Below are 22,708 nucleotides of genomic sequence, written 5' to 3' on the forward strand. Positions count from 1 at the left end.
CACCCGTCGCGCCCATTTTGCTTTGCCCATGGCTTGCTCGCCAACGGTTCGAAGGATGCTGTGTCCTGCATCCGGCAGGCATGGCAGATCGGCCATTAAGACCAGCGGAACCAACCGCTTGGCCGGAACAAATGAAGTAAGGAAACACACATATGGCCACTACGGCTTTCCCGACGCGCGACGATTTCGCCGCGATGCTCGATGAATCGCTTGGTGGTGCCGACGGCGGCTTTGAAGGCCGCGTCGTCAAGGGCACCGTGACCGCGATTGAAAACGACCTGGCAGTGATCGACATCGGCCTGAAGAGCGAAGGCCGCGTGCCGCTTCGCGAATTCGCGATGCCGGGCCAGAAGGCCGACATCAATGTCGGTGACGAAGTCGAAGTCTATGTCGACCGCGTCGAAAACGCCAATGGCGAAACCATGCTGTCGCGCGACCGCGCTCGCCGCGAAGCCGCCTGGGACCGCCTGGAAGAAGAATTCAACAAGGAAGCCCGCGTCGAAGGCGTCATCTTCGGCCGCGTCAAGGGCGGCTTCACCGTCGACCTCGGCGGCGCCGTGGCGTTCCTTCCGGGTTCGCAGGTCGATATCCGCCCCGTGCGCGACGTCGGCCCGCTCATGGACCTGCCGCAGCCCTTCCAGATCCTGAAGATGGATCGTCGCCGCGGCAACATCGTCGTGTCGCGCCGTGCCATCCTCGAAGAAACGCGCGCCGAACAGCGCTCGGGCCTGATCCAGAACCTGGAAGAAGGTCAGATCATCGAAGGCGCCGTCAAGAACATCACCGATTATGGTGCGTTCGTCGACCTCGGCGGCATCGACGGCCTGCTCCATGTCACCGACATGAGCTACAAGCGCGTCAACCACCCGAGCGAAGTCATCAACATCGGTGACAATGTCCGCGTCCAGATCATCCGCATCAACCGCGACACGCAGCGCATCAGCCTCGGCATGAAGCAGCTCGAAAGCGATCCGTGGGAAGGCGTCGCCGCCAAGTACCCCGTCGGTGCGAAGCTGTCGGGTACCGTCACGAACATCACCGACTATGGTGCATTCGTCGAACTCGAAGCCGGCATCGAAGGCCTGGTCCACGTCAGCGAAATGTCGTGGGTCAAGAAGAACGTCCACCCCGGCAAGATCGTTTCGACGAGCCAGGAAGTCGACGTCATCGTCCTCGAAGTCGACAGCGACAAGCGCCGCATCTCGCTGGGTCTCAAGCAGGCTCAGTCGAACCCCTGGGGCGCGTTCGCAGAAACGCATCCGGTCGGTTCGGTCGTCGAAGGCGAAGTCAAGAACGCGACCGAATTCGGTCTGTTCGTCGGCCTGCCGGGCGACGTCGACGGCATGGTTCACATGTCGGACATCGCTTGGGGCATCTCGGGCGAAGAAGCGCTGCACCTCCACCGCAAGGGCGAGGCCGTGCAGGTCGTCGTTCTCGACGTCGACGTCGAGAAGGAACGCATCAGCCTCGGCATCAAGCAGCTTGAAAAGGGTGCTCCGGCCGTTGGTGGCGGTGTCGCCGCTGCCGGTTCGGTGAAGAAGAACGACGTCATCACCGTCACCGTCCTCGAAGTCCGCGACAACGGCCTCGAAGTTCAGGCCGGCGACGATGGCGCGACCGGCTTCATCAAGCGCGCCGACCTCGGCCGCGACCGCGACGAACAGCGCGCCGAACGTTACCAGGTCGGCCAGAAGTTCGATGCGATGGTCATCGGCTTCGACCGTTCGAAAAAGCCGAACTTCTCGGTCAAGGCGATGCAGATCGCCGAAGAGAAGGAAGCCGTCGCGCAGTACGGCTCGTCGGACTCGGGTGCATCGCTCGGCGACATCCTCGGCGAGGCGCTGAAGGCCGGCAAGAAGGATTAATTTCCTCCTTCCGCCGACAGGCGAAACAAAGGCCCGCAGAGTGTCCCTCTGCGGGCCTTTTTCGTGTCGCGATATATTTTGATCAAACAAGGATTCGTGATACCTTCTCCGCGCGTTGGGAGGGGTCTCACGCACAATGAGCCGGCAACGACCGGGACCCGCTTCGGCGGGGAATGCGTGACTGTATATATTAGGGGAAGCACATGATCCGGTCAGAACTGGTTCAAAAGATCGCGAGCGAAAACAGCGATTTGCGGCTCGAGGAAGTCGAGCGCATCGTCGACACTTTCTTCGATTCCATCGTCGAACAGCTCGCCTCGGGCGGGCGTGTCGAACTGCGTGGCTTCGGCGCCTTCTCGACCCGGTCACGCGAATCGCGCACCGGTCGCAATCCCCGAACGGGCGCAGCGGTCGACGTGAAGGCGAAAAACGTGCCCTATTTCAAACCGGGCAAGGAAATGCGCGAACGGTTGAACGGCTAAAACCGGGCGCCGCGCCGCGGCGCCGGTCCAGCGATCACCATCAGTTCTTGAGCCGGTATCCGGTGCGGAACATCCAGAAAATGACGCCCAGGCACAGCGCCAGGAACAGCGTCACCGCGCCCATGCTAACCTCGATCCCGACATCGCCCTTGCCGAAGAAGGTCCAGCGGAACCCGCTGATCAGGTAAACGACGGGGTTGAACAGGGTCACCGTCCGCCACGCCGCGGGCAGCATGTCGAGCGAATAGAAAGCGCCGCCCAAAAAGGTCAACGGATAGATGACGAGCATCGGGATGACCTGCAACTGCTCGAAGCTCTGCGCCCAGATGCCGATGATGAAGCCGAACAGGCAGAAGGTCACCGCCATCAGGATCATGAACGCCGCCATCAACAGCGGGTGCGCGACCTGTACGTCGACGAACAGGTGCGCGGTTGCAAAGATGATCGATCCGATGATCACCGACTTGGTTGCCGCCGCGCCGACATAGGCGATCACCGTTTCCAGCGGCGACAGCGGCGCCGACAGCATTTCGTAAATCGTCCCCGTCCATTTGGGCATATAGATGCCGAACGACGCGTTGCTGATGCTTTCGGTGAACATCGTCAGCATCATCAGCCCGGGCACGATGAACGCGCCATAGGGGACGTTATTGACTTCGGTCATCCGGCTGCCGATCGCCGATCCGAAAACGACGAAATAGAGCGCCGTGGTGATCACCGGCAGCATCAGGCTGGTCCAGAAGGTGCGCCCGAAGCGCGCCATTTCAAAGGCGTAGATCGCGCGCACGCCGCGCCAGTTCGCGGTCATGCGGCTTCTCCCTTTGCGCCGTTCGATTCATGCACCAGCCCGACGAAAATATCCTCGAGCGAGCTTTGCCGCGTGTGCAGATCCTTGAACTGGACCCCGATGTCGGTCATCCGCCGCAACAACGAGGGCACCCCGGTCGCCTCGGCCTGGCTGTCGAATTCATACACGAGCTCGTGCCCATCGCCCGCGAGCGCAAGCTTCCAGTCGGCAAGTTCGGCGGGCACCGCCTCCAGTTGGTCGGCCAGATTGAGCGTCAGCGTCTTGCGCCCCAGCTTCTTGATCAGCGCGTCCTTCTGCTCGACCAGGATCAACCGCCCGCCGGTGATCACCCCGACGCGGTCGGCCATTTCCTCGGCCTCCTCGATATAATGGGTGGTGAGGATGATCGTGACGCCGCGCTCGCGAAGGCCGCGCACCATGTTCCACATGTCGCGGCGCAGCTCGACGTCGACGCCCGCGGTCGGCTCGTCGAGGAAGAGGATCTCGGGCTCGTGGCTGAGCGCCTTGGCGATCATCACGCGGCGCTTCATGCCGCCCGACAATTCCATGATCTTCGAATCGCGCTTGTCCCAGAGCGACAGGTCGCGCAGCAGCTGCTCGATAAACGCGGGGTTGCGCGGCTTGCCGAACAGCCCGCGCGAGAAACTCACCGTCGCCATCACCGTTTCGAACGCATCGGTGTGCAGTTCCTGCGGCACCAGCCCGATCATCGTCCGCGCCGCGCGATAGCCCTGCGCATGGTCGTGCCCGCCGACGGTCACCGTCCCCGTAGTCGCGGTCACAATGCCGCAGACGATGCTGATCAGCGTCGTCTTGCCCGCGCCGTTCGGCCCGAGCAGCGCGAAAATCTCGCCCTTGTTGATCGTAAGGTCGACGTCGCTCAACGCCTTGTGACCGCTCTTATAAGTTTTTCCGAGGCCGGAAATTTCGAGAACTGGAGTCATGGCAGGCGGTCTAGCCGAGCCGCCCGGCGACGGGAAGCGGCAAACATCGCTTGACCTCCATGAACCCATCGGCTTGACCCTCCGGATCATGCGGACGTGGCGAAATCGGTAGACGCAGCAGACTTAAAATCTGCCATCCTCTGGGTATGCGGGTTCAAGTCCCGCCGTCCGCACCAGCCTTGCAGGATATCAGAATGCCCGACGCACAATCACCGGCCACCAGCAAGATTCGGCAAATGTGGCGGGCGGCGATATTCGCGTTGACCGCGCTAGGGCTCGCGGTTCCGGCGGCTGCCGAAGAGGTTGATTGCAAGGTCGGCGCCTATCGCCTGCCCGACGGCGGGACGGTCGACATTGCGACCTCGACCGCAGGCGCGCTCCGCTGGCGCAATCTTGACGGAACAAGCGGGAAGCTCGTCCAGACCGGCGACATCTGGGTCAGCAGCACCGGCTGGACCGACCGCCCCGATGGCGTGCAAGTGCGGTTCGGCGATTGCGCTTCGGGTAGGATGCAGTTCGGCAACCGCGTCGCAACGCGGATAAAGCTGGAGACGCGTGACACCAGCTTCACCAGCCACGGCACGCGCCTCGTCGGCCGCCTCGTGCTGCCGGCTGGCAACAAGCCCGTCCCGATCGTCGTCCTGCTCCACGGCGCGGAACCCGATTCGGCGCGCGATACCAACGCGCTCCAACGCATGCTCCCCGCCGCGGGCATCGGCGCCTTCGTCTATGACAAGCGCGGCACCGGCGCATCGGGCGACAAATATACCCAGGTCTTTTCATTGCTCGCCGACGACGCGGCCGCCGCGCTCGCCGAGGCGCGTCGCATGGCCGGCCCACGCGGCGCGCGTTTCGGTTTCCAGGGGCCGAGCCAGGGCGGCTGGATTGCGCCGCTCGCGGCAACGCGCACTACGGTCGATTTCCTCATCGTCAGCTTCGGTCTCGCCGTCTCGGTCGCCGACGAGGATCGCGAGGCGATCGCGTTCCAGATGGGTCTCAAAGGCTATGGCCCCGACGTCATCGCCAAGGCGCAGGAAATCAGCGCCGCCGTGACGCGCGTGTTCGAAAGTGTCGTGGCAGGTGGAACAGTCGACGGGCTCGACGAACTGGATTTGGTGCGGGCACGCTATCGAAACGAGCCATGGTACAAGGACGTCTATGGCAATTATACGCACATCGTCCTCGGCATGACGGCTGAGGAAATAAGGGCGAAAGCACCGGCATACGCCTTCGGCACGCCCATCCACTATGATCCGATGCCGACGCTCCGCGCGGTGACCGTCCCGCAGCTCTGGGCGCTCGGCGGACAAGATATCGACGCACCGGCCGGCGAAACCGCGCGGCGGGTCACCGGGCTCATCGATGCCGGCAAGCCGATCACCCTCGCCGTCTTTCCGAACGCCGAGCACGGAATGACCGAATTCGAGCCCGCGCCCGACGGCAGGCGGATTTCGACCCGCTACACGCCGGGCTATTTCCAGCTGCTCATCGACTATGCAAAAGGCGGCAAACTCGCGGACGCCTATGGCAACGCCGAAATCACCCGTCCTACAGCGGCGAATTGAGTTCGCCGATCGCCCGGATGCCCACTTCCGGTTTTGCCCGGCATCATTATGATGGCCGCCGATGCCGCTAAAAACAGACATATCGACGTTCGGGACGAAAGCACGCCTGCACAGGATCATCGCCGGCCTCGCGATCCTGTCGCTCGCGAGTTGTGGCCTGTTCGGCGAGCGCGGCCCGGTAAGGATTGCCGCGATGGGCTCGCTCAATCCCGCGGCGACTCCGCTCAACGGCGAACTCTCGTCCGCCAACGCGGCGCTGCTTAACGCAACCTCGCAAGGGCTCGTCAGCTATGACGGCGAGGGTCAGATCGACACCGGGCTCGCCGATCGCTGGACCGTGACCACCGACGGGCGCAGCTATATTTTCCGCCTGCGCGAAGCCAAATGGACCAACGGGCGCAAGGTCACCGCCGAGGATGTCGCCGCGATCCTGCGCTCCTATCTGGCGCCAGCCAGCCGTCACGTCCTGAAGAATGATTTCCCCGAGATCGAGACGATCAGGGCGATGACCGACACCGTGATCGAAATCCGCCTTTCGGTGCCGCAGCCCGCGATCCTCGAACTGCTCGCGCAGCCCTCGATGGCGATCGTCAACAAGGGCATGGGCTGGGGACCGATGCGCGCGCGCAGGATCGGGCGCGCGGTGCTGCTCTCGCCCGTCCCCGACCCGCTCGCCGAAGACCCCGAGGCCGCCGAAGCCGCCGCGAACGACCCCGCCGCCTCGATAGAGCTGGTCGGCACATCGCCCGCGGGCGCGCTCGCGCGGTTCAAGAACGGCTATGCCGATGGCGTCATCGGCGGGCGTTTTTCGACCCTGCCCTATTTCGCGGCGTCGAACATCGGCCGTTCGCGCCTGGTCGTCGATCCCGTCCCCGGCCTGTTCGGCCTGTCGTTCGTCCGCGCCGAGGGCTTCCTCGCGATCGACGCCAACCGCGACGCACTCGTCCGCGCGATCCGGCGCGAGCGGCTGATCGAGGCGTTCGGGCTCTCCGAATGGCAGCCGCAGGTCACGCTCCGCCCGTCGCTCTACGCGCGCGACGGCGGCCCCGCGCCGCTCGTCCCCACTTGGGCCGAATATGACGAGGCGTCGCGCCTCGCGCAGGCGAAGCGCGCCGTCGACGCCTGGCGCGCCGCCGGACGCCAGATCGAACCGCTGCGCATCGCCGTCCCCGACACCCCCGGCGGGCGCATCCTCTTCGCTTACGTCTCCGCCGATTTCAACGCGATCGGGGTGCCGAGCCAGCGCGTCCCGATGGCGTCGGCCGCCGACCTCCGCCTGATCGACGAAATCGCGCCGAACGACGATGCGCTGTGGGCGCTGCGACGCCTCTCGTGCCGCCGCGACACGCTCTGCAACCGCGAGGCGCAGGAGCTGATCGACCAGGCGACGGCCAATATCGACGCCGGCCAGCGCCGGGTGCAGGTGAGCGAGGCCGAGGCGGTGCTCGCCCGCTATGCCCCCTTCATTCCGCTCGCAACGCCGCTCCGCTGGTCGGTCGCGTCGCAGCGCCTGACCGGGCTGCGTGCCAACGGCCGCGCACAGCACCCATTGAATCATCTGATCGCCTTACCTAACTAATACAGTGGCGCTGCACCTTCGAGCGCTTGTGAAAGGACCCCGATGGCCCCTTCGACGCCGCCCAATCCCGACGCGATCTTCGACGCGCTGATTTCCAATCGCAACGATCCCGCGGCGCTCCGCAAGCGCGTCGAGACGCTCGAAATCCTGCTCGAACGCAGCTTTATCATCCCCGGTATCAACCGCCCGGTCGGCCTCGACGCGATCGTCGGCCTCGTCCCCGTCGTCGGCGACGTCATCGCCGCGACGATGGGCGCCTACCTCATCTGGGAAGCGCGCAACCTCGGCATGCCGAAGTGGAAGATCTGGCGCATGGTCGGCAATCTCGGCGTCGACACCGCGCTCGGCGCAATCCCGCTCGTCGGCGACGCGTTCGACTTCTTCTTCCGCTCGAACACGCGCAACCTTCGGATCATCAAGAGGCATCTCGACAAGCATCACCCGGGCACGATCATCATCGATCAATAGGCGCTTCGCCTCCTTCCCTTGGGGTGTCTAATGCTGCTAGCACAGCGCCTCCACACCCCAGGGGAGACTTTCCGAATGATCCGCGCCAGCCTTGCCGCGCTTGCCCTCAGCTGTTCCATCACCGCCGTCGCGGTAGCCGCGCAGGACGCAAAAGACCCCTACCTCTGGCTTGAGGATATCGAAGGCTCGAAAGCGCTGGGTTGGGTCAAAAAGGAAAATGCGGCAACCGACAAGCTGATCACGAGCCGCCCGGGGTTCGAGGCCGACCGCAAGCGCGCGCGCGAAATCCTCGACGACGACCGGCAGATCGCCGAGCCCGGCGAGGTCATGGCCGAAACCATCACCAATTTCTGGCGTGACGCGAACAATCCGCGTGGAATCTGGCGCCAGAGCCCGCTCGACGCTTATCTTGCCGGCAAGCCCGTCTGGACGACGCTGATCGACGTCGACGCGCTCGGCAAGGCCGAGAAGCAGAGCTGGGTCTGGCACGGCGCCGACTGCCTCGCGCCAGATTACAAGCGTTGCCTCGTGTCGCTGAGCCCCGGCGGCACCGACGCCGACATCGTCCGCGAATGGGACCGCACGACCAAAAGCTTCGTGGGCGACGGTTTCACGCTACCGCAGGCGAAGAGCAGCGTCACGTGGGAAAATGCCGACACCCTGCTCGTCGCGACCGACTATGGCGCGGGCAGCATGACCGCGTCGGGCTATCCGCGCATCGTCAAGCGCTGGAAACGCGGCACGCCCCTGTCGGCGGCCGAAACGGTGGCCGAGGGCGAAAACGAAGACGTCGGCATGAACGTCTTCGCCTTCACCGACGGCGACAAGCGCTGGCCGATGATCAGCCGCGGCAAGACCTTCTACACCGCCGACATCAAGCTGCCGAACGCCGACGGGTCGCGCTATATCTCGTCAATCGTCCCCGACACCGCCAGCGTGCGCGACGTCGTCGACGGCCAGCTGATCATCTTCATCAACAAGGATTGGGCGAATATCCCCGCGGGCTCGCTCGCCTCGCTGTCGCTCGCCGATATGTCGGCCGACCGGCAGGTGCCGATCGTCACCGCGATGACCCCGACGAAGGCGCAGGCGATCGAGAATGTCTCGGCGACCGACAACATCCTGTGGGTGAAGGCGCTCGACGATGTCGAGGGCAAGCTGTTCGCGCTGCGCCGCGACCCGAAGACCGGCCAGTGGAGCCAGAAGGAGGTTCCGCTCGCCGCGAACGCCACCGTCACCATCGCCGGCACCGTGGGCAAACGCGACATCGTGCTCGCATCGGCCGAAACGATGCTGATGCCCCCGACGCTCTACGCCGTGTCCGAAGGCAAGGCGCCGCAGGCCGTGCAGAGCCTGCCCGCGACCTTCGACGCGAAGGACATGACCGTCGAAAAGCGCTTCGCGACGTCGAAGGACGGCACGAAAATCCCCTATTTCCTCGCGCGCAAGAAGGGCTCGACCGGCCCCGTCCCCGCGCTCGTCCACGCCTATGGCGGCTTCCGCGCCGCGCAGACGCCGGGCTATCTCACCGGCCAGCCCTACCGCGCCGGCCCGCTCGGCCTCTTCTGGGTCGAGGACGGCAACGCCTATGTCCTCGCGGGCATCCGCGGCGGCGGCGAATATGGCCCCGCCTGGCACCAGGCGGCGCTGCGCGAAAAGCGGCAGGCGAGCTTCGACGATCTCCATGCGGTCGCCGAGGATCTGGTCAGGACCGGGGTCAGCGCGAAGGGCAGGATCGCGATCTCGGGCCGCTCGAACGGCGGCGTGCTCGTCGGCGCGGCGATGACGCAGCGCCCCGACCTCTATGGCGCGGTGATCTCGGGCTCACCGATCAAGGATATGTGGCGTTACGACAAGATGCTCGCGGGCGCCTCGTGGGTCGCCGAATATGGCGATCCCGACGTAGCGGAGGACTGGGCCTTCCTGTCGAAATATTCGCCCTATCATAACATCCGCAAGGGCGTGAAATACCCGCCGATCTTCCTCTACCTCTCGACCAAGGACGACCGCGTCCACCCCGGCCACGCGCGCAAATTTGCCGCGCGGCTGATGGAAAACGGCAACCGCGTCTATTATCACGAATATATCGAGGGCGGCCATTCGGTCGGCGCCGATCATGCCGAGGATGCGGTGCGCGCCGCGATGCTCCACGGCTTCCTGCTGCGCGAACTGGTGGAGAAGAAATAGGCTCTCGCCAGCTTAGCGGATCTGCCGTTTCTCGAGCTTCCGCGCGAGCGTACGCCGGTGCATCCCAAGCCGGCGCGCGGTCTCCGAAATGTTGAAATCGGTCTCGACCAAAACCTGGTGGATATGCTCCCACTCGACGGTCTTGATCGACGACTGGCGGTCGCCCACCGGCGTTTCGGCATTCCCCTCCGCGCGGTCGAACGCCGCCTCGATATCGTCGGTGTTCGAAGGCTTCGCGAGATAATAGGAAGCGCCGAGCTTGATCGCCTCGACCGCGGTCGCGATGCTCGCAAAGCCGGTGAGCACGACGATCCGCATCGCGGCATCGCTCGCGCGCAGCGCCTCCACGCACGCCAGCCCCGACGCGCTGCCGAGCTTCAGGTCGACGACCGCATAGCCCGGCCGGAAATTCTGCAAAAGCGCGGCCATTTCCTCGGGACTGTGCGCGACCTCGGCGGCATAGCCGCGCCGCTCGAACGAGCGTTTCAGCGTCCGCGCAAACGTCTCGTCATCCTCGACGATCAGCAATTTCCGCGTTTCGCTCATGCCGTCTCTCCACCGGGGCGCGCGACCGCCGAAATCGGCAGCGTGATCCGCACCAGCGCGCCGCCCGCATCGCGGTTCGCCACCGTCGCCCCGCCGCCGAGCTTGCGCAAGACGTTGACGAGCAGGAACAGCCCGAGCCCCCCGCCCGGCCGCCCCTTGGTCGACCGATAGGGCTGGCCGAAATTCGCGAGCATTTCGTCGCTGAACCCCGGCCCGCGGTCGGCGATCTCGATCACCGCCATGTCGCCGTCGCGCGTCGCGGTGACGCCGATCCAGTCGGGCGACACTTCGGATGCATTGTCCATCACATTGTCGATCACCTGCCGCAGCGCGGGGTCGGACACGATCGCGACATCGGCGCCGAAGCGGTCGTTGAACTCGACCGTGCCGGGGCGGCGCAAAGTGCGCGCGCCGGTGACGATGTCGGTCAGGAAGGCGCGCATCGTCGTCAATTGCGGCGCCTCGCCGCGCGCCTCGCCCGCCGACATCAAAATGCCGCTGACGATCGCCTTGCAGCGCTGCACCGCCGCGTCCATGTCGGCGAGGTCCTCCTGCATCTCGCGATCCTTCGCGAGCCGCGGCGCCGCCTTCCAGTCGCCGATCAGCACCGACAGCGTTGACAGCGGCGTCCCGAGCTCATGCGCCGCGCCCGACGCGAGCAGCCCCATCCGCACGATATGATCTTCCTCCGCCGCGCGCTGGCGGCTCGTCGCAAGCGCCGCGTCGCTGTCGCGCAAATTGCGGTTGATCCGCGTCACAAATGCCACGAACAGCACCGCGATCAGCAGGAAGCAGACGAAGCTGCCCTTCAGATACAGCCCCATCGGATCGGCTGCATAGGCGGGCGGCAGCACGAGCGGCGTCGGATCGATCCGCAGCGCCGCGAGCGCGGCAAGCGCCGCGACGACGATCGCCCACGACGAGCGCGGGGTGAGCAGGATCGCGCCGATCACAACCTGCAGTAGGAACAGCGACGCAAAGGGATTGGCGAGCCCGCCGCTGTGATGCAGCTGCCAGCAGAGCGCCGCGACGTCGAACAGCAGCACCGCGGTCAGCTCGGCATTGGTCACCGCGCGGCCGCGGCGAAGCAAGGCGATGCTCGCGAAGTTGATCGCGATCAGCACCATGATCGCGGCGAGCAGCGGCGCGTGCGGCAGCGCGATGCCCATCGGCCCGCTGACGATGCCGATCGTCGCGAGTTGCCCCCCGACCGCAATCCAGCGCAGCTGGATCAGCAGCGTCATGTTGCGGCGACCGGCGGGCGCCCTCGAAGGCGTGGTCGGCGGGATGGTCGGACGGGTCATCAATCGCGAATACGCCACAGCCGCCACGCAAAAAAGAGGCTGAGTCCACAAAGCGCGAACCAGGTCAGCGCATAGACCAGATGATTATCGGGAAAGCGCACGATGGTCAGCCCGCCGACCGGATAGCCGCCGGGATTGGGCTTCGCGTCCGCATCGACGAAATAGAGTGCGGCGTTGCTGAGCGCCCTCGCCTTCGCGATCGCCGCGACGTCGCGCGAAAACCAGCGGTCCGCCGCCGCGTCGTTCGAGCGCAGGAAGGCGCCCTCGGGCTCGGTCACCCGCAAAAGCCCGGTCACCGTCACCGGCCCCGCGACATTGCCCGCCGCCCGCGTCTTCGGATCGCGCCGATCCTTCGGCACGAAGCCGCGATTGACCAGCAAGGTGAACCCCGGCGTTTCGAGTGGGGTCAGCACCCAGAAACCGGGACCGCGATCGGTCACCGCCTGCACGAGCGTTTCGCGATCATGCCGGAAAGCACCCGTCGCCGTTACGCGCCGATAGGCATCGCGCTTTGCGCTGACCTGCCCCCATTTGTCCGGCCCCGGAGCAGCGACGGGCGCCGCATGAATGCGCGCCTCGACCGCCGCGACCAGCTCATGCTTCCACACACGCCGTTCGATCTGCCAGACGCCGAGCGCCGCGAGGCCGATCGCCGCGATCAGCGCCGCCACGGCAAAGGCCGCGCGGCGGGTGCGTGTCACGGCACCTGGCCCGTCGTCGTGCCCGCGGTCTGACTGGTCGGCTCGTGCGGCATCGGCATCATGTTGGTGTTCAGGTGGTGCATCACCCACAGCGAGCCCGCGAGCATGATCACGACGACGATCACGGTGAAGATCAGCGAGGTCAGCGACCAGCCACCCTCGGCCTTTGGCGTCATGTGGAGGAAGAAGACCATGTGGACGACGATCTGCACCACCGCAAAGCCCATGATGATCGCGCCCGTCGCCCCCGCGCTGAGCGGCATCGTCATCACCAGCCAGAAGGGGATCGCGGTCAGGATCACCGACAGGACAAAGCCGATGACATAATCGCGCATCGACGCGTGCGGCATCTCGATCTCGTGGTGGCCGTGCGCGGCGTGGGGATCGGCGCTCATCGCAGCACTCCCATCAGATAGACAAAGGTGAAGACGCCGATCCACACGACGTCGAGGAAGTGCCAGAACATGCTGAGGCACATCACGCGGCGCTTGTTCGCGGCGATCAGGCCGTGCTTCGACAGCTGAAACATCAGCGTGACGAGCCAGATGATGCCAAAGGTGACGTGCAGCCCGTGCGTGCCGACGAGCGTGAAGAAGCTCGACAGGAAGGCGCTGCGCTGCGGCGTCGCGCCGATCTCGATCAGGTGGTGGAACTCGTAAAGTTCGATCCCCAGGAAGGCGAGCCCGAACAGCGCGGTGACCGCAAGCCAGATCTGCACGCCCTTCACCTTGCCCTGCTGCATCTGCAGCACCGCAAAACCATAAGTGATCGACGAGAAGAGCAGCATCGCGGTGTTGAGCGCGATGAGCTTCAGGTCGAACAGGTCCTTCGGCGCCGGCCCCGCGGCATAGCTGCCGCCGAGCACGGCGTAGCAGGCGAAGAGGATCGCAAAGATGAGGCAGTCGCTCATCAGATAGATCCAGAAGCCCAGCATCGTGCTGTGCCCCTCGGGATGCGCATGCTCGTCGAGGTCGTAGAACTGGACGGGCGCGTCGGCGGTTATCGTCTTGGCACTCATCGCATCAGGCTCCGGCCGCCAGCTGGCGGGTCCGCGCTTCCTCGACCGCGGTGACCGTCGCCGCCGGGATGTCGAAATCGCGCTTGTAGTTGAAGGTGTGATAGATCGCGCCGACGATCGTCGCGGCAAAGCTCAGCGCGACGAGCCACCAGATGTGCCAGACCAGCGCAAAGCCCATGACGAGGCAGAAGCCCGACAGGATCATCCCCGTGCCGGTATTGCTCGGCATATGGATGTCGCGATAGCCATCGACCGGCCGCTGGTGCCCGCGCGTCTTCATGTCGTACCACGCGTCGAGGTCATGGATCACCGGCGTGAAGGCGAAATTATAGTCGGGCGGCGGCGAGCTGGTCGCCCATTCGAGCGTGCGGCCGTCCCACGGATCTCCGCCGGTTTCATCGCGCAGCTCCTTGCGGCGCCAGATGCTCACGGCGAACTGGACCAGCATCGCACCGATGCCCGCGGCGACGATCAGCGCGCCGATGCCTGCGATCACGAACCAGATTTGCAGGCTCGGGTCGTCGAACACGCGCATGCGCCGCGTCACGCCCATCAGGCCGAGGATATAGAGCGGCGTGAAGGCAACCCAGAAACCGACCACCCAGCACCAGAAGCTGATCTTGCCCCAGAACACGTCGAGCTTGTAGCCGAACGCCTTGGGCCACCAGTAGTTGATCGCCGCGAACAGGCCGAACAAGACGCCGCCGATGATCACATTGTGGAAATGCGCGATCAGGAACAGCGAGTTGTGGAGCACGAAGTCGGCGGGCGGCACCGCGAGCAGCACCCCGGTCATGCCGCCGATAACAAAGGTCAGCATGAAGGCGACCGTCCACATCATCGGCAATTCGAAGCGGATGCGGCCGCGGTACATGGTGAACAGCCAGTTGAAGAGCTTGGCCCCCGTCGGGATCGAAATCACCATCGTCGTGATGCCGAAGAAGCTGTTGACGCTCGCCCCCGATCCCATGGTGAAGAAATGGTGCAGCCACACGAGATACGACAGGATCGTGATGCAGATCGTCGCATAGACCATCGAGGTATAGCCGAAGAGCCTTTTGCCCGAGAAGGTCGAGGTGACTTCGGAAAAGACGCCGAACAGCGGCAGCACGAGGATATAGACCTCGGGGTGCCCCCAGATCCAGATCAGGTTCACATACATCATCGGCGATCCGCCGAGGTCGTTGGTGAAGAAATTGGTGCCGACATAACGGTCGAGCGTGAGCAGCACGAGCGTCGCGGTCAGGATCGGGAAGGAGGCGACGATCAGGATGTTCGCGCAGAGCGAGGTCCAGGTGAAGACGGGCATCTTCATCAGCCCCATGCCCGGGGCGCGCAGCTTCAGGATTGTGACGATCAGGTTGATGCCCGACAGGGTAGTGCCGACGCCGGCTATCTGTAAGCCCCAGATATAATAGTCGACGCCGACATTGGGGCTGTAGGCGATGCCCGACAAAGGCGGATAGGCGAGCCAGCCGGTCTGTGCATATTCGCCGATAAACAGCGAGACCATCGTCAGCACCGCGCCCGCAGTCGTCATCCAGAAACTGAAATTGTTGAGGAAGGGGAAGCTGACGTCGCGCGCGCCGATCTGCAGCGGGACGACATAGTTCATCAGCCCGGTGATGAACGGCATCGCGACGAAGAAGATCATGATCACGCCGTGCGCGGTGAACACCTGGTCATAATGATGCGGGGTGAGGTATCCCTCCGACCCGCCGAACGCCATCGCCTGCTGCAGCCGCATCATGATCGCATCGGCAAAGCCGCGCAGGAACATGATAAGCCCCAGGATCATATACATGATCCCGATGCGCTTGTGGTCGACGGTGGTGAACCACTCGGTCCACAAATAGCCCCAGAGTCGGAACTTGGTGATCAGGCCGAGCACGGCGATGCCGCCAAGGACGACGCCGATGAAGGTGATGACAAGGATCGGCTCGTGCAGCGGCAGCGCCTCGAGCGACAGCTTGCCAAGGATCGGACCGGTTTCGGGTGCGGGATGCGGGATGGTCATGGGATCTCGGCTCGTTCAGGACAGCGGGCGGTCGGCGGCGGGCGCGCGCAGCGCGGTGCGTTCGGGCTTGGAAGGATGGGGAAGCCCCTCGCCTTTCAGCATCGCCGGTGCGACCGGCTTCGCGTCGGGGCGGTCGTTCGACATCACCGGCGAGCTGCAAGCGGCCGCGACATAACGCATGCTCCAGCGCGCCGCATCGACGGTGCCGCGCGCGGCGAACTTGTCATAGGTGACCTGCCGGACATTGCCGATGCCAGCGATGCCCGCGCCGCCCGCGGCGTCGAGCGACATCATGTCGTGCATGCACATCTTGCCGGGCTCGACGCACATGTTGACGACCGCGTCGAACAATTGCGGATCGCTCGCGGCGAAACGGCGGACCGGCTCCTTGTGCGTCGGCTTTTCGAGCTTCAAATAGGTATCGCGGCTGAGGTCGCCCTCGGCCGAAGCCTTGGCGGTCGCAACCCATTTGTCGAACTCACTCGCGGGCAGGCTCTTCACCGCGAAGCGCATGTTCGAAAAGCCCCAGCCCGAATAATTGGCCGAAAAGCCTTCAAACTCGCCGGTCTTGTCGAAAACGCCGTGCAGCTTGGTTTCCATGCCCGGCATCGCGTAAATCTGCCCCGCAAGCGCGGGCACGTAAAAGCTGTTCATCACCGACGAGGAGGAGATGCGGAACCGGATCGGCCGGTCGACCGGCAGTGCCAGCTCGTTCACCGTCGCGACGCCCTGTTCGGGGTAGATGAACAGCCATTTCCAGTCGAGCGCGACGACCTGGACGTCGAGCGGCTTGACCTCCGCCGCGACGGGCTTGCCCGGCGCCGTCCGCGCGAGCGGGCGGTACGGATCGAGCAGATGCGTCGCGACCCACGTCACCGCGCCGAGGCAGATGATGATCAGGAGCGGCGCCGACCAGATGACCAGCTCGAGCTGCGTCGAATGGTCCCAGTCGGGCTTGTACGTCGCCTCCTTGTTCGACGCGCGATACTTCCACGCGAAGAAGATCGTCAGCGCCATCACCGGCACGATGATCAGCAGCATCAGCACGGTCGACAGGACGATCAGGTCGCCCTGCTGGCGCGCGACGTCGCCGGCGGGATCGAGCACGATCAGTCCGCAGCCCGACAACAAAGGCAGCGCGGCGAGCAGCGGCAAGAGCCGCAATCGGGCGGGAAAACGGGGGAGATTGCTTGGCATGATGCGCGCCTAGGCCTCCTTTGTTGCACTGCACATAGGACATTTTGTCCAATCCCGCGACCGCTCATGATCGCGCAGGGGCATTTTCATTCGGGGTAATTTTGCCCTATGACCGACTCGTGCCGCCGCATCCTGTCCTGCGGAGGGCGCCAGCTCAAGGATTGTTACCATGGCTGCCGATACCGTGCCCACCACCGAGGTCGAACGCGACGCCCGCGCCCTCCACGAAGACGGCGGCCACCGCATCGACCCCGCCGAGATCGCGATCGGCGTCATCATCGGCCGCACCTCCGAATTCTTCGACTTCTTCGTTTATGCGATCGCGTCGGTGCTGGTGTTTCCGAAGCTCGTCTTCCCGCACCTCGATCCGCTGACGGGCACGCTCTGGTCGTTCGCGATCTTCGCGCTCGCCTTCGTCGCGCGCCCGGTCGGCACGATCATCTTCACCGCGATCGACCGCGCCTATGGCCGCGGCGCCAAGCTCACCATCGCGCTGTTCCTGCTCGGCGGCTCGACCGCGGCGATCGCCTTCGTCCCCAGCTATGAATCGGTCGGCATCGGCGCCGCGCTGTTGCTCGCGCTGTTCCGCATGGGTCAGGGCGTCGCGCTCGGCGGTTCGTGGGACGGCCTCGCCTCGCTGCTCGCGCTCAACGCGCCCGAGAACAAGCGCGGCTGGTACGCGATGATCCCGCAGCTCGGCGCGCCGCTCGGCCTGATCGTCGCCAGCCTGCTCTTCATGTTCCTGATCGCGGCGCTGCCCGCCGAGGATTTCCTGGCGTGGGGCTGGCGCTATCCCTTCTTCGTCGCCTTCGCGATCAACGTCGTCGCGCTCTTCGCGCGGCTGCGCATCGTCGTGACCCCCGAATATGCCGAATTGTTCGAGAACCGCGCGCTCCAGCCGGCGCCGCTTCTCGAAACGGTGCGGTCGGAATGGAAGACGATCGTCATCGGCACCTTCGCGCCGCTCGCCAGCTTCGCGATGTTCCACATGGTCACCGTCTATCCGCTGTCGTGGGTGTTTCTGTTCACCGACGAAAGCCCGGTCCGCTTTTTGATGATCGAGGCGATCGCCGCGGTCGTCGGCATCGGAACGATCATCGCATCGGGCGCGCTCGCCGACCGCTTCGGCCGCCGCACGCTGCTCGCGGCCACCGCCGCCGCGATCGCGGCGTTCAGCGGCTTCGCGCCGCAGCTGCTCGACGCCGGCGAAATCGGCGAAGCGACCTTCATGATCCTTGGCTTCGCGCTGCTCGGCCTCTCCTTTGGCCAGTCGTCGGGCGCGCTCTCGTCGAACTTCCAGCCGCGTCACCGCTACACCGGCTCGGCCTTCACCTCCGACCTCGCCTGGCTGTTCGGCGCCGGCTTCGCGCCGATGGTCGCGCTCTGGCTCTCCAGCCAGTTCGGGTTGATCGCCGCGGGCGCCTATCTGCTCTCGGGCGCGATCGGCACGCTCGTCGCACTCTGGCTCAACCGCGAATTGGCGAGCACGATCGGCTAACCGCGCGCACATGGAATTCAGGGCGAAGATCGAACTGAGGGGGATCAATCCCTATGTGCTGGTCAGCGCCGCACGGGCGCGGCGGATCAAGGCCGGCTGGAAAAAGCCCCTGCCCGTCCTGGTCCAGGTGAACGGCCATCCCGATCCCGCCTGGCGGGTCAACATGATGCCCGCGGGCGACGGGAGCTTTTACCTCTATCTCGACGGCGTCGTCCGCAAGGCGTCGGGCGCCGATGTCGGCGACACGGTCGACGTGTCGCTTGCCTTCGACCCCGCCTATCGCAGCGGCCCGCAAGACGAGATGCTCCCCGAATTCGCGGCGCGCCTCGATGAAGACGCCGGGGCCAAGGCCAGATGGGACGGCCTCCAGCCGAGTCTCCAGAAGGAAATCCTGCGTTACCTCGCCAATCTGAAATCGGACGCGGCACGGCAGCGCAACATCGACCGTGCCATCGGCGTCCTCGGCGGCGCGAAGGCGCGTTTCCTCGCGCGCGACTGGAACTGAGCGACGCGTCCCGCACGGCGACATCGCCGATGATATAATGCCCGGTCTATCGAGGATCGACCGATCCGATGTCCACTGGGAGGTGCTTGCCCTCTGCAAATATGCGGGTGATCTCCCCGCCTCAGTCGCACGATACGGACAATCCCGCGAGAAGCGGAGCGTAGGCAGCGAGCCTTCGGGATATGAACGCGGTGAAAAGCCGTACGCGCTTGGCCTTGCGCGTCTCGAACATCTTTCTAAAATGAAATGAAATTATTTAAGTTGTCATATAACTTATAACTGGTAATGTGAGTCGGGTATGGCGCATCAAGCGCTGGCGGCGGGAGAATGGGCGCGTGAGGCAGGGCGGAACCGACGCTGTGCACGACGAGCGGTTGGCGCTTCGCAAGCGGCGGCCGTCGCTGGTCGACGCCGCGTGCGAACATATCCGCGCAAGCATCCTGTCCGGCGCACACTGGCCCGGCTCGCAGCTTCCTACCGAGGCGGAATTCGTCGATGTGCTGGGCGTGAGCCGAACGGTGGTCCGCGAAGCGGTCGCCCGCCTCGCCGCCGCGGGATTGGTCGAGGCCCGCCAGGGCAAAGGTCTCTTCGTCAGCGAGACCGCCCGTTATCAGGCATTCCAGATCACCCGCGAAGAGGTCGAAAATCTCAGCGACGTGATCCAGTTGCTCGAACTGCGGCTCAGCGTTGAAACCGAGATGGCCGCGCTGGCCGCCGAACGGCGCAGCGAGGTCGATGTGATGAGCATGCGCCAGCAGCTCAAGATCCTTGGCGAAGCAGCGATCGGCCTCGACGATTCGGTCAAGGCCGATGTCGAGTTCCACAATGTCATCGCGCGGGCCAGCAAGAACACCTATTATGCCAAGCTGATCGATTTTCTCGGCGTCCGCCTCGTCCCGCCGCGCTCGCTCTATCTGCGCCAGGGGCAAAGCTATGTCGGCGCGCGTTACAAGGCGGTGATCAGCGAAGAGCATGAGGCGATCCTCGACGCCATCATCCGCCGCGATCCCGACGCCGCACGGGTGGCGGCGCGGAGCCATATGAGCAGCAGCCTCAAACGGCACCGCGATCTGCAAGACTTTATGTCCTCCCACAGCCCGACGGGCTGAACCACACCAACAGCAATGACCTGAAGGCCAACTCAGGCACCGTATTACGTCCGACAGAATTATATGATCAATCCGCTTAATTTATATGATGTCTTACAGGGAGAGTTCCATTGAAGATCAGTCTTCGCGCTTCCGTGGCGTTGATCGCGCTCGCCAGCGGCGCTCATATGGCAAAGGCGCAGACCGCGCCGGCCGCCGAACCATCCGCAAATCAGGCGGCCGTGGATCCGGCGGCAAGCGATGTTCAGGACGGGGACGCCATCGTCGTCACCGGCATCCGCCAGAGCCTTGCTCGCGCCGCCGAAATCAAGCGCGAGTCGACCGCGGTGGTCGACTCGATCGTCGCCGAGGATATCGGCAAGCTTCCCGACATGACCACGGCGTCGGCGCTCCAGCGCGTGCCCGGCGTGCAGGTCGTCGTCGGCGGCAATAACGAGATCGTCGGCGCGCGCATCCGCGGCCTCGACGACATCATTACCACGCTCAACGGGCGCGAGATTTTCACCGGGGTCGGCCGCGGCTTCTCGTTTCAGGATCTGCCGGCCGAAGCGCTTGCGGGGGTCGATGTCTACAAGTCCAACTCAGCCGAGCGGCTCGAAGGCGGCGTCGCGGGCGGCGTCAACATGCGCCTGCGCCGCGCGCTCGACTTCAAGGAACTGACGATCGCGGGCAGCGCACGCGCGACCTATCTGCAGGAAGCCGGTTCGAAGAATACGCTCAATCCGGCGCTGAGCCTGCTCGTCGCCAACCGCTGGGACGCGGGGGAAGGCGAGATCGCGGCGATGGCCAGCATCTCGTACCAGCGCAACAAATATGCCCGGCCGGTCGCGTGGAACGACTGGACGCGCGCCACCAGCGCCGGCCCCGCCGGTTCGCCCCCGAACCTGCACGCGCCGACCGGCTTCGCCGCCGCAATCGAGTTTGGCAAATATGAGCGCCCGCAGGGCAATTTCTCGCTCGAATGGGCGCCCGATACCGATACCAAAATCTATGTCGAGGGCCTGTTCGCGGGCTTTCGCGGCAACGTCTATCAGGCGCGCCCGACCTTCCGTGCCTTCACCGGAACGTCGTTCGAGGCGACCGCGGGCGACACCTGCGAGGATTTCGCAGTCGGTCCCGACGGCTATTATTCGGGCAACGTGCGGAGCCCGACCAATCCGACGGGCACCGGCACGATCCGCGAGCTGTGCAACGCCACCGGCTATACCGCACGCAACCTCGAATATTACACCGCGACCGTCGCCAACAAGGCGCGCACCGACATCTATGTGATCGCCACCGGCTTCAACAAGGAAATCGGCGCGCTCAGCTGGAATACCGATATCTCCTATGAATCCTCGACCAACAGAAACAACAGCTTTCGCGTCGATATCGGCAAGCGCATCGCCGAGCTGGTTCAGGTCCGCGATAACAATCACGAGGTGCAGGCAACGATGCCGGGCAACCCGATGAACGACCCCGCCGGCCTCGCGTTCGCCAACGGCATGACCGAAGACATCAACCGCAGCCGCGGCACGTTATGGTCGGTGATGAGCGACGCCAAATACGACTTCGACGCCGGGTTGCTCGACTATGTCCAGGCTGGCGTTCGCGTCGCGCGGCGCAAGGCCGGGTTCGAGCAATATCTCGGCGGCCCACCCGCACCCGGCGGTTCGTTCGTGACGCCGCTCACCGCCGCCGGCCTCCCCTCCGACATATTGTCGCAGGCCCCCGGGGTGCCGCAGATGAACGACGGCGCATCCTTCCTGCAGATCGACCCTAGATATCTGACGCAGGAATCGATCAAGCGGCAGCTCAGGACGCTGTACCGCATCTCACCCGACACCCCGGCTTTCGATCCGACGCGCGACTATGATGCGCAGGAGAAAAGCTATGCCGGCTTCCTGCAGGCGGGGTACGAATTCTCGCTGACCGATGCGATCTCGGTCGACGGCATGGTGGGTGCCCGCTTGACCCGCACCGACCGAAACATTGCCGGTTCGGGCCGCGTGACCGATCCGGCAACGAGCACCTCGCGCGTCGTGCTGGTTCAGCGCTCGACCAGCGACACCGATCTCTTGCCCAACGCCAGCGCGCGCGTCCAGTTCGGCGGCGGCCTTCAGGCACGCTTCAACTATTCGAAGACGCTTTCGCGGCCCAGCTTCGGCCAGCTCAACCCCGGGCTCAGCTATGTCGTGTCCTACGTGAGCACGATCCAGAACTCCGGATCGGGCGGCAATCCCGACCTCCGGCCGCAAAAGGCCGACAGCTTCGATGCGTCGCTCGAATATTATTTCGGCCGCAGCAATTATGTTTCGGTGGTCGGCTTCTATCGCGACATCACCGACCGCATCATCAACGGGACCGAAGTGCGGACGATCGACGGCCTGCAATATGTGATCTCGACCCCCCGCAACCTGGGGTCCGCCAAGATCAAGGGCGTCGAAGTCGGCGGCCAGCTGTTCCTCGACTTCCTTCCCGAAGGTCTCGACGGCGCGGGCGTGATCGGGAACTTCACGATCATCGACAGCGAGGTGACGACCCCCGGCGACCGGCTTCAGGGTCTGCCGCTGCTCGGCGTCTCCAAATATAATTACAACATCGGCCTGATTTACGAGAAATACGGCATCTCGGCGCGGATGATCTACACCTATCGCTCCAGATATTTCGATGGCGACATCACCAATGGCCTATCGCTCCGCCCGGTTTCGATCCCCGTCGGGCTCAATGGCATTCGCGCCGCGGGGCGGCTCGACTTCGGCCTCAATTACGATGTGACGCCGAATATCACGGTCAGCCTCGCCGGTACGAACATCACCGGCCAGAAAACGCGCAACTTCGAATCGCGCCAGGATTTCGTCCGCGAAGTGCGGAACGACGACACGACATATTCGCTCGGCGTCCGCTTCAACTTCTGACCCGATGACGGCCCCGCG

At 64.6% G+C, this 22,708-nt stretch carries 19 protein-coding genes and 1 tRNA gene; 11 read left to right on the forward strand and 9 right to left on the reverse strand.

Translation table 11 applies throughout. The features are described from left to right. Window positions 1–152: 152 nt before the first annotated feature. Window positions 153–1,865, forward strand: coding sequence for a 30S ribosomal protein S1 (rpsA, locus tag ACTJI5_RS03320; protein ID WP_058536263.1), 1,713 nt, complete (start codon window positions 153–155; stop codon window positions 1,863–1,865). Between the two features lie 203 nt (window positions 1,866–2,068). Next, complete coding sequence (locus ACTJI5_RS03325) at window positions 2,069–2,347, forward strand: integration host factor subunit beta (protein WP_058536262.1); 279 nt, start codon at window positions 2,069–2,071, stop codon at window positions 2,345–2,347. A gap of 40 nt (window positions 2,348–2,387) precedes the next feature. Here the strand turns inward: ACTJI5_RS03325 and ACTJI5_RS03330 are convergent, their stop codons facing one another. Together ACTJI5_RS03330 and ACTJI5_RS03335 are read right to left on the reverse strand one after the other, a co-directional pair. Then, window positions 2,388–3,155, reverse strand: a complete 768-nt coding sequence (locus ACTJI5_RS03330) for an ABC transporter permease (protein ID WP_440859404.1) — start codon at window positions 3,153–3,155, stop codon at window positions 2,388–2,390. After that, the gene (locus ACTJI5_RS03335; RefSeq protein WP_310254469.1) at window positions 3,152–4,099 is read right to left on the reverse strand and encodes an ABC transporter ATP-binding protein; all 948 of its coding nucleotides are present in this window, start codon (window positions 4,097–4,099) and stop codon (window positions 3,152–3,154) included. Before ACTJI5_RS03335 ends, ACTJI5_RS03330 begins: the two co-directional genes overlap by 4 nt. Before the next feature lie 90 nt (window positions 4,100–4,189). Here ACTJI5_RS03335 and ACTJI5_RS03340 point away from each other — a divergent pair. From ACTJI5_RS03340 to ACTJI5_RS03360, 5 genes are all read left to right on the forward strand, one after another. Further along, window positions 4,190–4,275: transfer RNA gene (locus tag ACTJI5_RS03340), tRNA-Leu, on the forward strand. Between the two features lie 18 nt (window positions 4,276–4,293). After that, window positions 4,294–5,664, forward strand: coding sequence for an alpha/beta hydrolase family protein (locus tag ACTJI5_RS03345; RefSeq protein ID WP_439511678.1), 1,371 nt, complete (start codon window positions 4,294–4,296; stop codon window positions 5,662–5,664). A gap of 61 nt (window positions 5,665–5,725) precedes the next feature. Further along, complete coding sequence (locus tag ACTJI5_RS03350; RefSeq protein WP_440859405.1) at window positions 5,726–7,243, forward strand: ABC transporter substrate-binding protein; 1,518 nt, start codon at window positions 5,726–5,728, stop codon at window positions 7,241–7,243. A gap of 42 nt (window positions 7,244–7,285) precedes the next feature. Next, window positions 7,286–7,711, forward strand: a complete 426-nt coding sequence (locus ACTJI5_RS03355; RefSeq protein WP_310254475.1) for a DUF4112 domain-containing protein — start codon at window positions 7,286–7,288, stop codon at window positions 7,709–7,711. Window positions 7,712–7,786: 75 nt separating this feature from the next. Then, entirely contained in the window at window positions 7,787–9,898 is a 2,112-nt protein-coding gene (locus ACTJI5_RS03360; protein ID WP_440859406.1) for a prolyl oligopeptidase family serine peptidase, read from the forward strand. Between the two features lie 12 nt (window positions 9,899–9,910). On the opposite strand, the gene ACTJI5_RS03365 is transcribed toward ACTJI5_RS03360, so the two are convergent. The 7 genes from ACTJI5_RS03365 to cyoA are packed head-to-tail and all read right to left on the reverse strand — an operon-like array spanning window position 9,911 to window position 16,681. Next, the gene (locus ACTJI5_RS03365; RefSeq protein WP_440859407.1) at window positions 9,911–10,444 is read right to left on the reverse strand and encodes a response regulator transcription factor; all 534 of its coding nucleotides are present in this window, start codon (window positions 10,442–10,444) and stop codon (window positions 9,911–9,913) included. Beyond that, window positions 10,441–11,748: an ATP-binding protein gene (locus ACTJI5_RS03370; protein ID WP_440859408.1), complete on the reverse strand. Its 1,308-nt coding sequence runs from the start codon at window positions 11,746–11,748 to the stop codon at window positions 10,441–10,443. The genes ACTJI5_RS03365 and ACTJI5_RS03370 overlap by 4 nt, the downstream gene beginning before the upstream one ends. Next, window positions 11,748–12,449: an SURF1 family protein gene (locus ACTJI5_RS03375; RefSeq protein ID WP_440859409.1), complete on the reverse strand. Its 702-nt coding sequence runs from the start codon at window positions 12,447–12,449 to the stop codon at window positions 11,748–11,750. The genes ACTJI5_RS03370 and ACTJI5_RS03375 overlap by 1 nt, the downstream gene beginning before the upstream one ends. Beyond that, window positions 12,446–12,844: a cytochrome o ubiquinol oxidase subunit IV gene (gene cyoD / locus ACTJI5_RS03380; RefSeq protein WP_440859410.1), complete on the reverse strand. Its 399-nt coding sequence runs from the start codon at window positions 12,842–12,844 to the stop codon at window positions 12,446–12,448. Before cyoD ends, ACTJI5_RS03375 begins: the two co-directional genes overlap by 4 nt. Next, entirely contained in the window at window positions 12,841–13,467 is a 627-nt protein-coding gene (cyoC, locus tag ACTJI5_RS03385) for a cytochrome o ubiquinol oxidase subunit III (protein WP_058536253.1), read from the reverse strand. The genes cyoD and cyoC overlap by 4 nt, the downstream gene beginning before the upstream one ends. Before the next feature lie 4 nt (window positions 13,468–13,471). Then, on the reverse strand, window positions 13,472–15,484 hold the full coding sequence (gene cyoB / locus ACTJI5_RS03390) for a cytochrome o ubiquinol oxidase subunit I (protein WP_058536252.1): 2,013 nt from the start codon (window positions 15,482–15,484) through the stop codon (window positions 13,472–13,474). 15 nt (window positions 15,485–15,499) lie between these two features. Then, entirely contained in the window at window positions 15,500–16,681 is a 1,182-nt protein-coding gene (gene cyoA / locus ACTJI5_RS03395) for a ubiquinol oxidase subunit II (protein WP_440859411.1), read from the reverse strand. Window positions 16,682–16,850: 169 nt separating this feature from the next. Here cyoA and ACTJI5_RS03400 point away from each other — a divergent pair, with 169 nt between their 5' ends. The 4 genes from ACTJI5_RS03400 to ACTJI5_RS03415 all read left to right on the forward strand — a co-directional run bounded on the left by ACTJI5_RS03400 (window position 16,851) and on the right by ACTJI5_RS03415 (window position 22,690). Continuing rightward, complete coding sequence (locus tag ACTJI5_RS03400) at window positions 16,851–18,179, forward strand: MFS transporter (protein WP_156419582.1); 1,329 nt, start codon at window positions 16,851–16,853, stop codon at window positions 18,177–18,179. A gap of 10 nt (window positions 18,180–18,189) precedes the next feature. Beyond that, window positions 18,190–18,684, forward strand: a complete 495-nt coding sequence (locus tag ACTJI5_RS03405; protein WP_440859412.1) for a YdeI/OmpD-associated family protein — start codon at window positions 18,190–18,192, stop codon at window positions 18,682–18,684. 335 nt (window positions 18,685–19,019) lie between these two features. Continuing rightward, the gene (locus ACTJI5_RS03410; RefSeq protein ID WP_231732552.1) at window positions 19,020–19,793 is read left to right on the forward strand and encodes a FadR/GntR family transcriptional regulator; all 774 of its coding nucleotides are present in this window, start codon (window positions 19,020–19,022) and stop codon (window positions 19,791–19,793) included. 110 nt (window positions 19,794–19,903) lie between these two features. Continuing rightward, window positions 19,904–22,690, forward strand: a complete 2,787-nt coding sequence (locus ACTJI5_RS03415; protein WP_440859413.1) for a TonB-dependent receptor — start codon at window positions 19,904–19,906, stop codon at window positions 22,688–22,690. Window positions 22,691–22,708: the final 18 nt, after the last annotated feature.

This window comes from Sphingopyxis sp. 22461 (genome assembly GCF_052044915.1).
Classification (GTDB): domain Bacteria; phylum Pseudomonadota; class Alphaproteobacteria; order Sphingomonadales; family Sphingomonadaceae; genus Sphingopyxis.

Coding starts and splice junctions, on each gene's coding strand:
- rpsA (WP_058536263.1), top strand. CDS start 153: ATGGCCACTACGGCTTTCCCGACGCGCGACGATTTCGCCGCGATGCTC.
- ACTJI5_RS03325 (WP_058536262.1), top strand. CDS start 2,069: ATGATCCGGTCAGAACTGGTTCAAAAGATCGCGAGCGAAAACAGCGAT.
- ACTJI5_RS03330 (WP_440859404.1), bottom strand. CDS start 3,155: ATGACCGCGAACTGGCGCGGCGTGCGCGCGATCTACGCCTTTGAAATG.
- ACTJI5_RS03335 (WP_310254469.1), bottom strand. CDS start 4,099: ATGACTCCAGTTCTCGAAATTTCCGGCCTCGGAAAAACTTATAAGAGC.
- ACTJI5_RS03345 (WP_439511678.1), top strand. CDS start 4,294: ATGCCCGACGCACAATCACCGGCCACCAGCAAGATTCGGCAAATGTGG.
- ACTJI5_RS03350 (WP_440859405.1), top strand. CDS start 5,726: ATGCCGCTAAAAACAGACATATCGACGTTCGGGACGAAAGCACGCCTG.
- ACTJI5_RS03355 (WP_310254475.1), top strand. CDS start 7,286: ATGGCCCCTTCGACGCCGCCCAATCCCGACGCGATCTTCGACGCGCTG.
- ACTJI5_RS03360 (WP_440859406.1), top strand. CDS start 7,787: ATGATCCGCGCCAGCCTTGCCGCGCTTGCCCTCAGCTGTTCCATCACC.
- ACTJI5_RS03365 (WP_440859407.1), bottom strand. CDS start 10,444: ATGAGCGAAACGCGGAAATTGCTGATCGTCGAGGATGACGAGACGTTT.
- ACTJI5_RS03370 (WP_440859408.1), bottom strand. CDS start 11,748: ATGACCCGTCCGACCATCCCGCCGACCACGCCTTCGAGGGCGCCCGCC.
- cyoD (WP_440859410.1), bottom strand. CDS start 12,844: ATGAGCGCCGATCCCCACGCCGCGCACGGCCACCACGAGATCGAGATG.
- cyoC (WP_058536253.1), bottom strand. CDS start 13,467: ATGAGTGCCAAGACGATAACCGCCGACGCGCCCGTCCAGTTCTACGAC.
- cyoB (WP_058536252.1), bottom strand. CDS start 15,484: ATGACCATCCCGCATCCCGCACCCGAAACCGGTCCGATCCTTGGCAAG.
- cyoA (WP_440859411.1), bottom strand. CDS start 16,681: ATGCCAAGCAATCTCCCCCGTTTTCCCGCCCGATTGCGGCTCTTGCCG.
- ACTJI5_RS03400 (WP_156419582.1), top strand. CDS start 16,851: ATGGCTGCCGATACCGTGCCCACCACCGAGGTCGAACGCGACGCCCGC.
- ACTJI5_RS03405 (WP_440859412.1), top strand. CDS start 18,190: ATGGAATTCAGGGCGAAGATCGAACTGAGGGGGATCAATCCCTATGTG.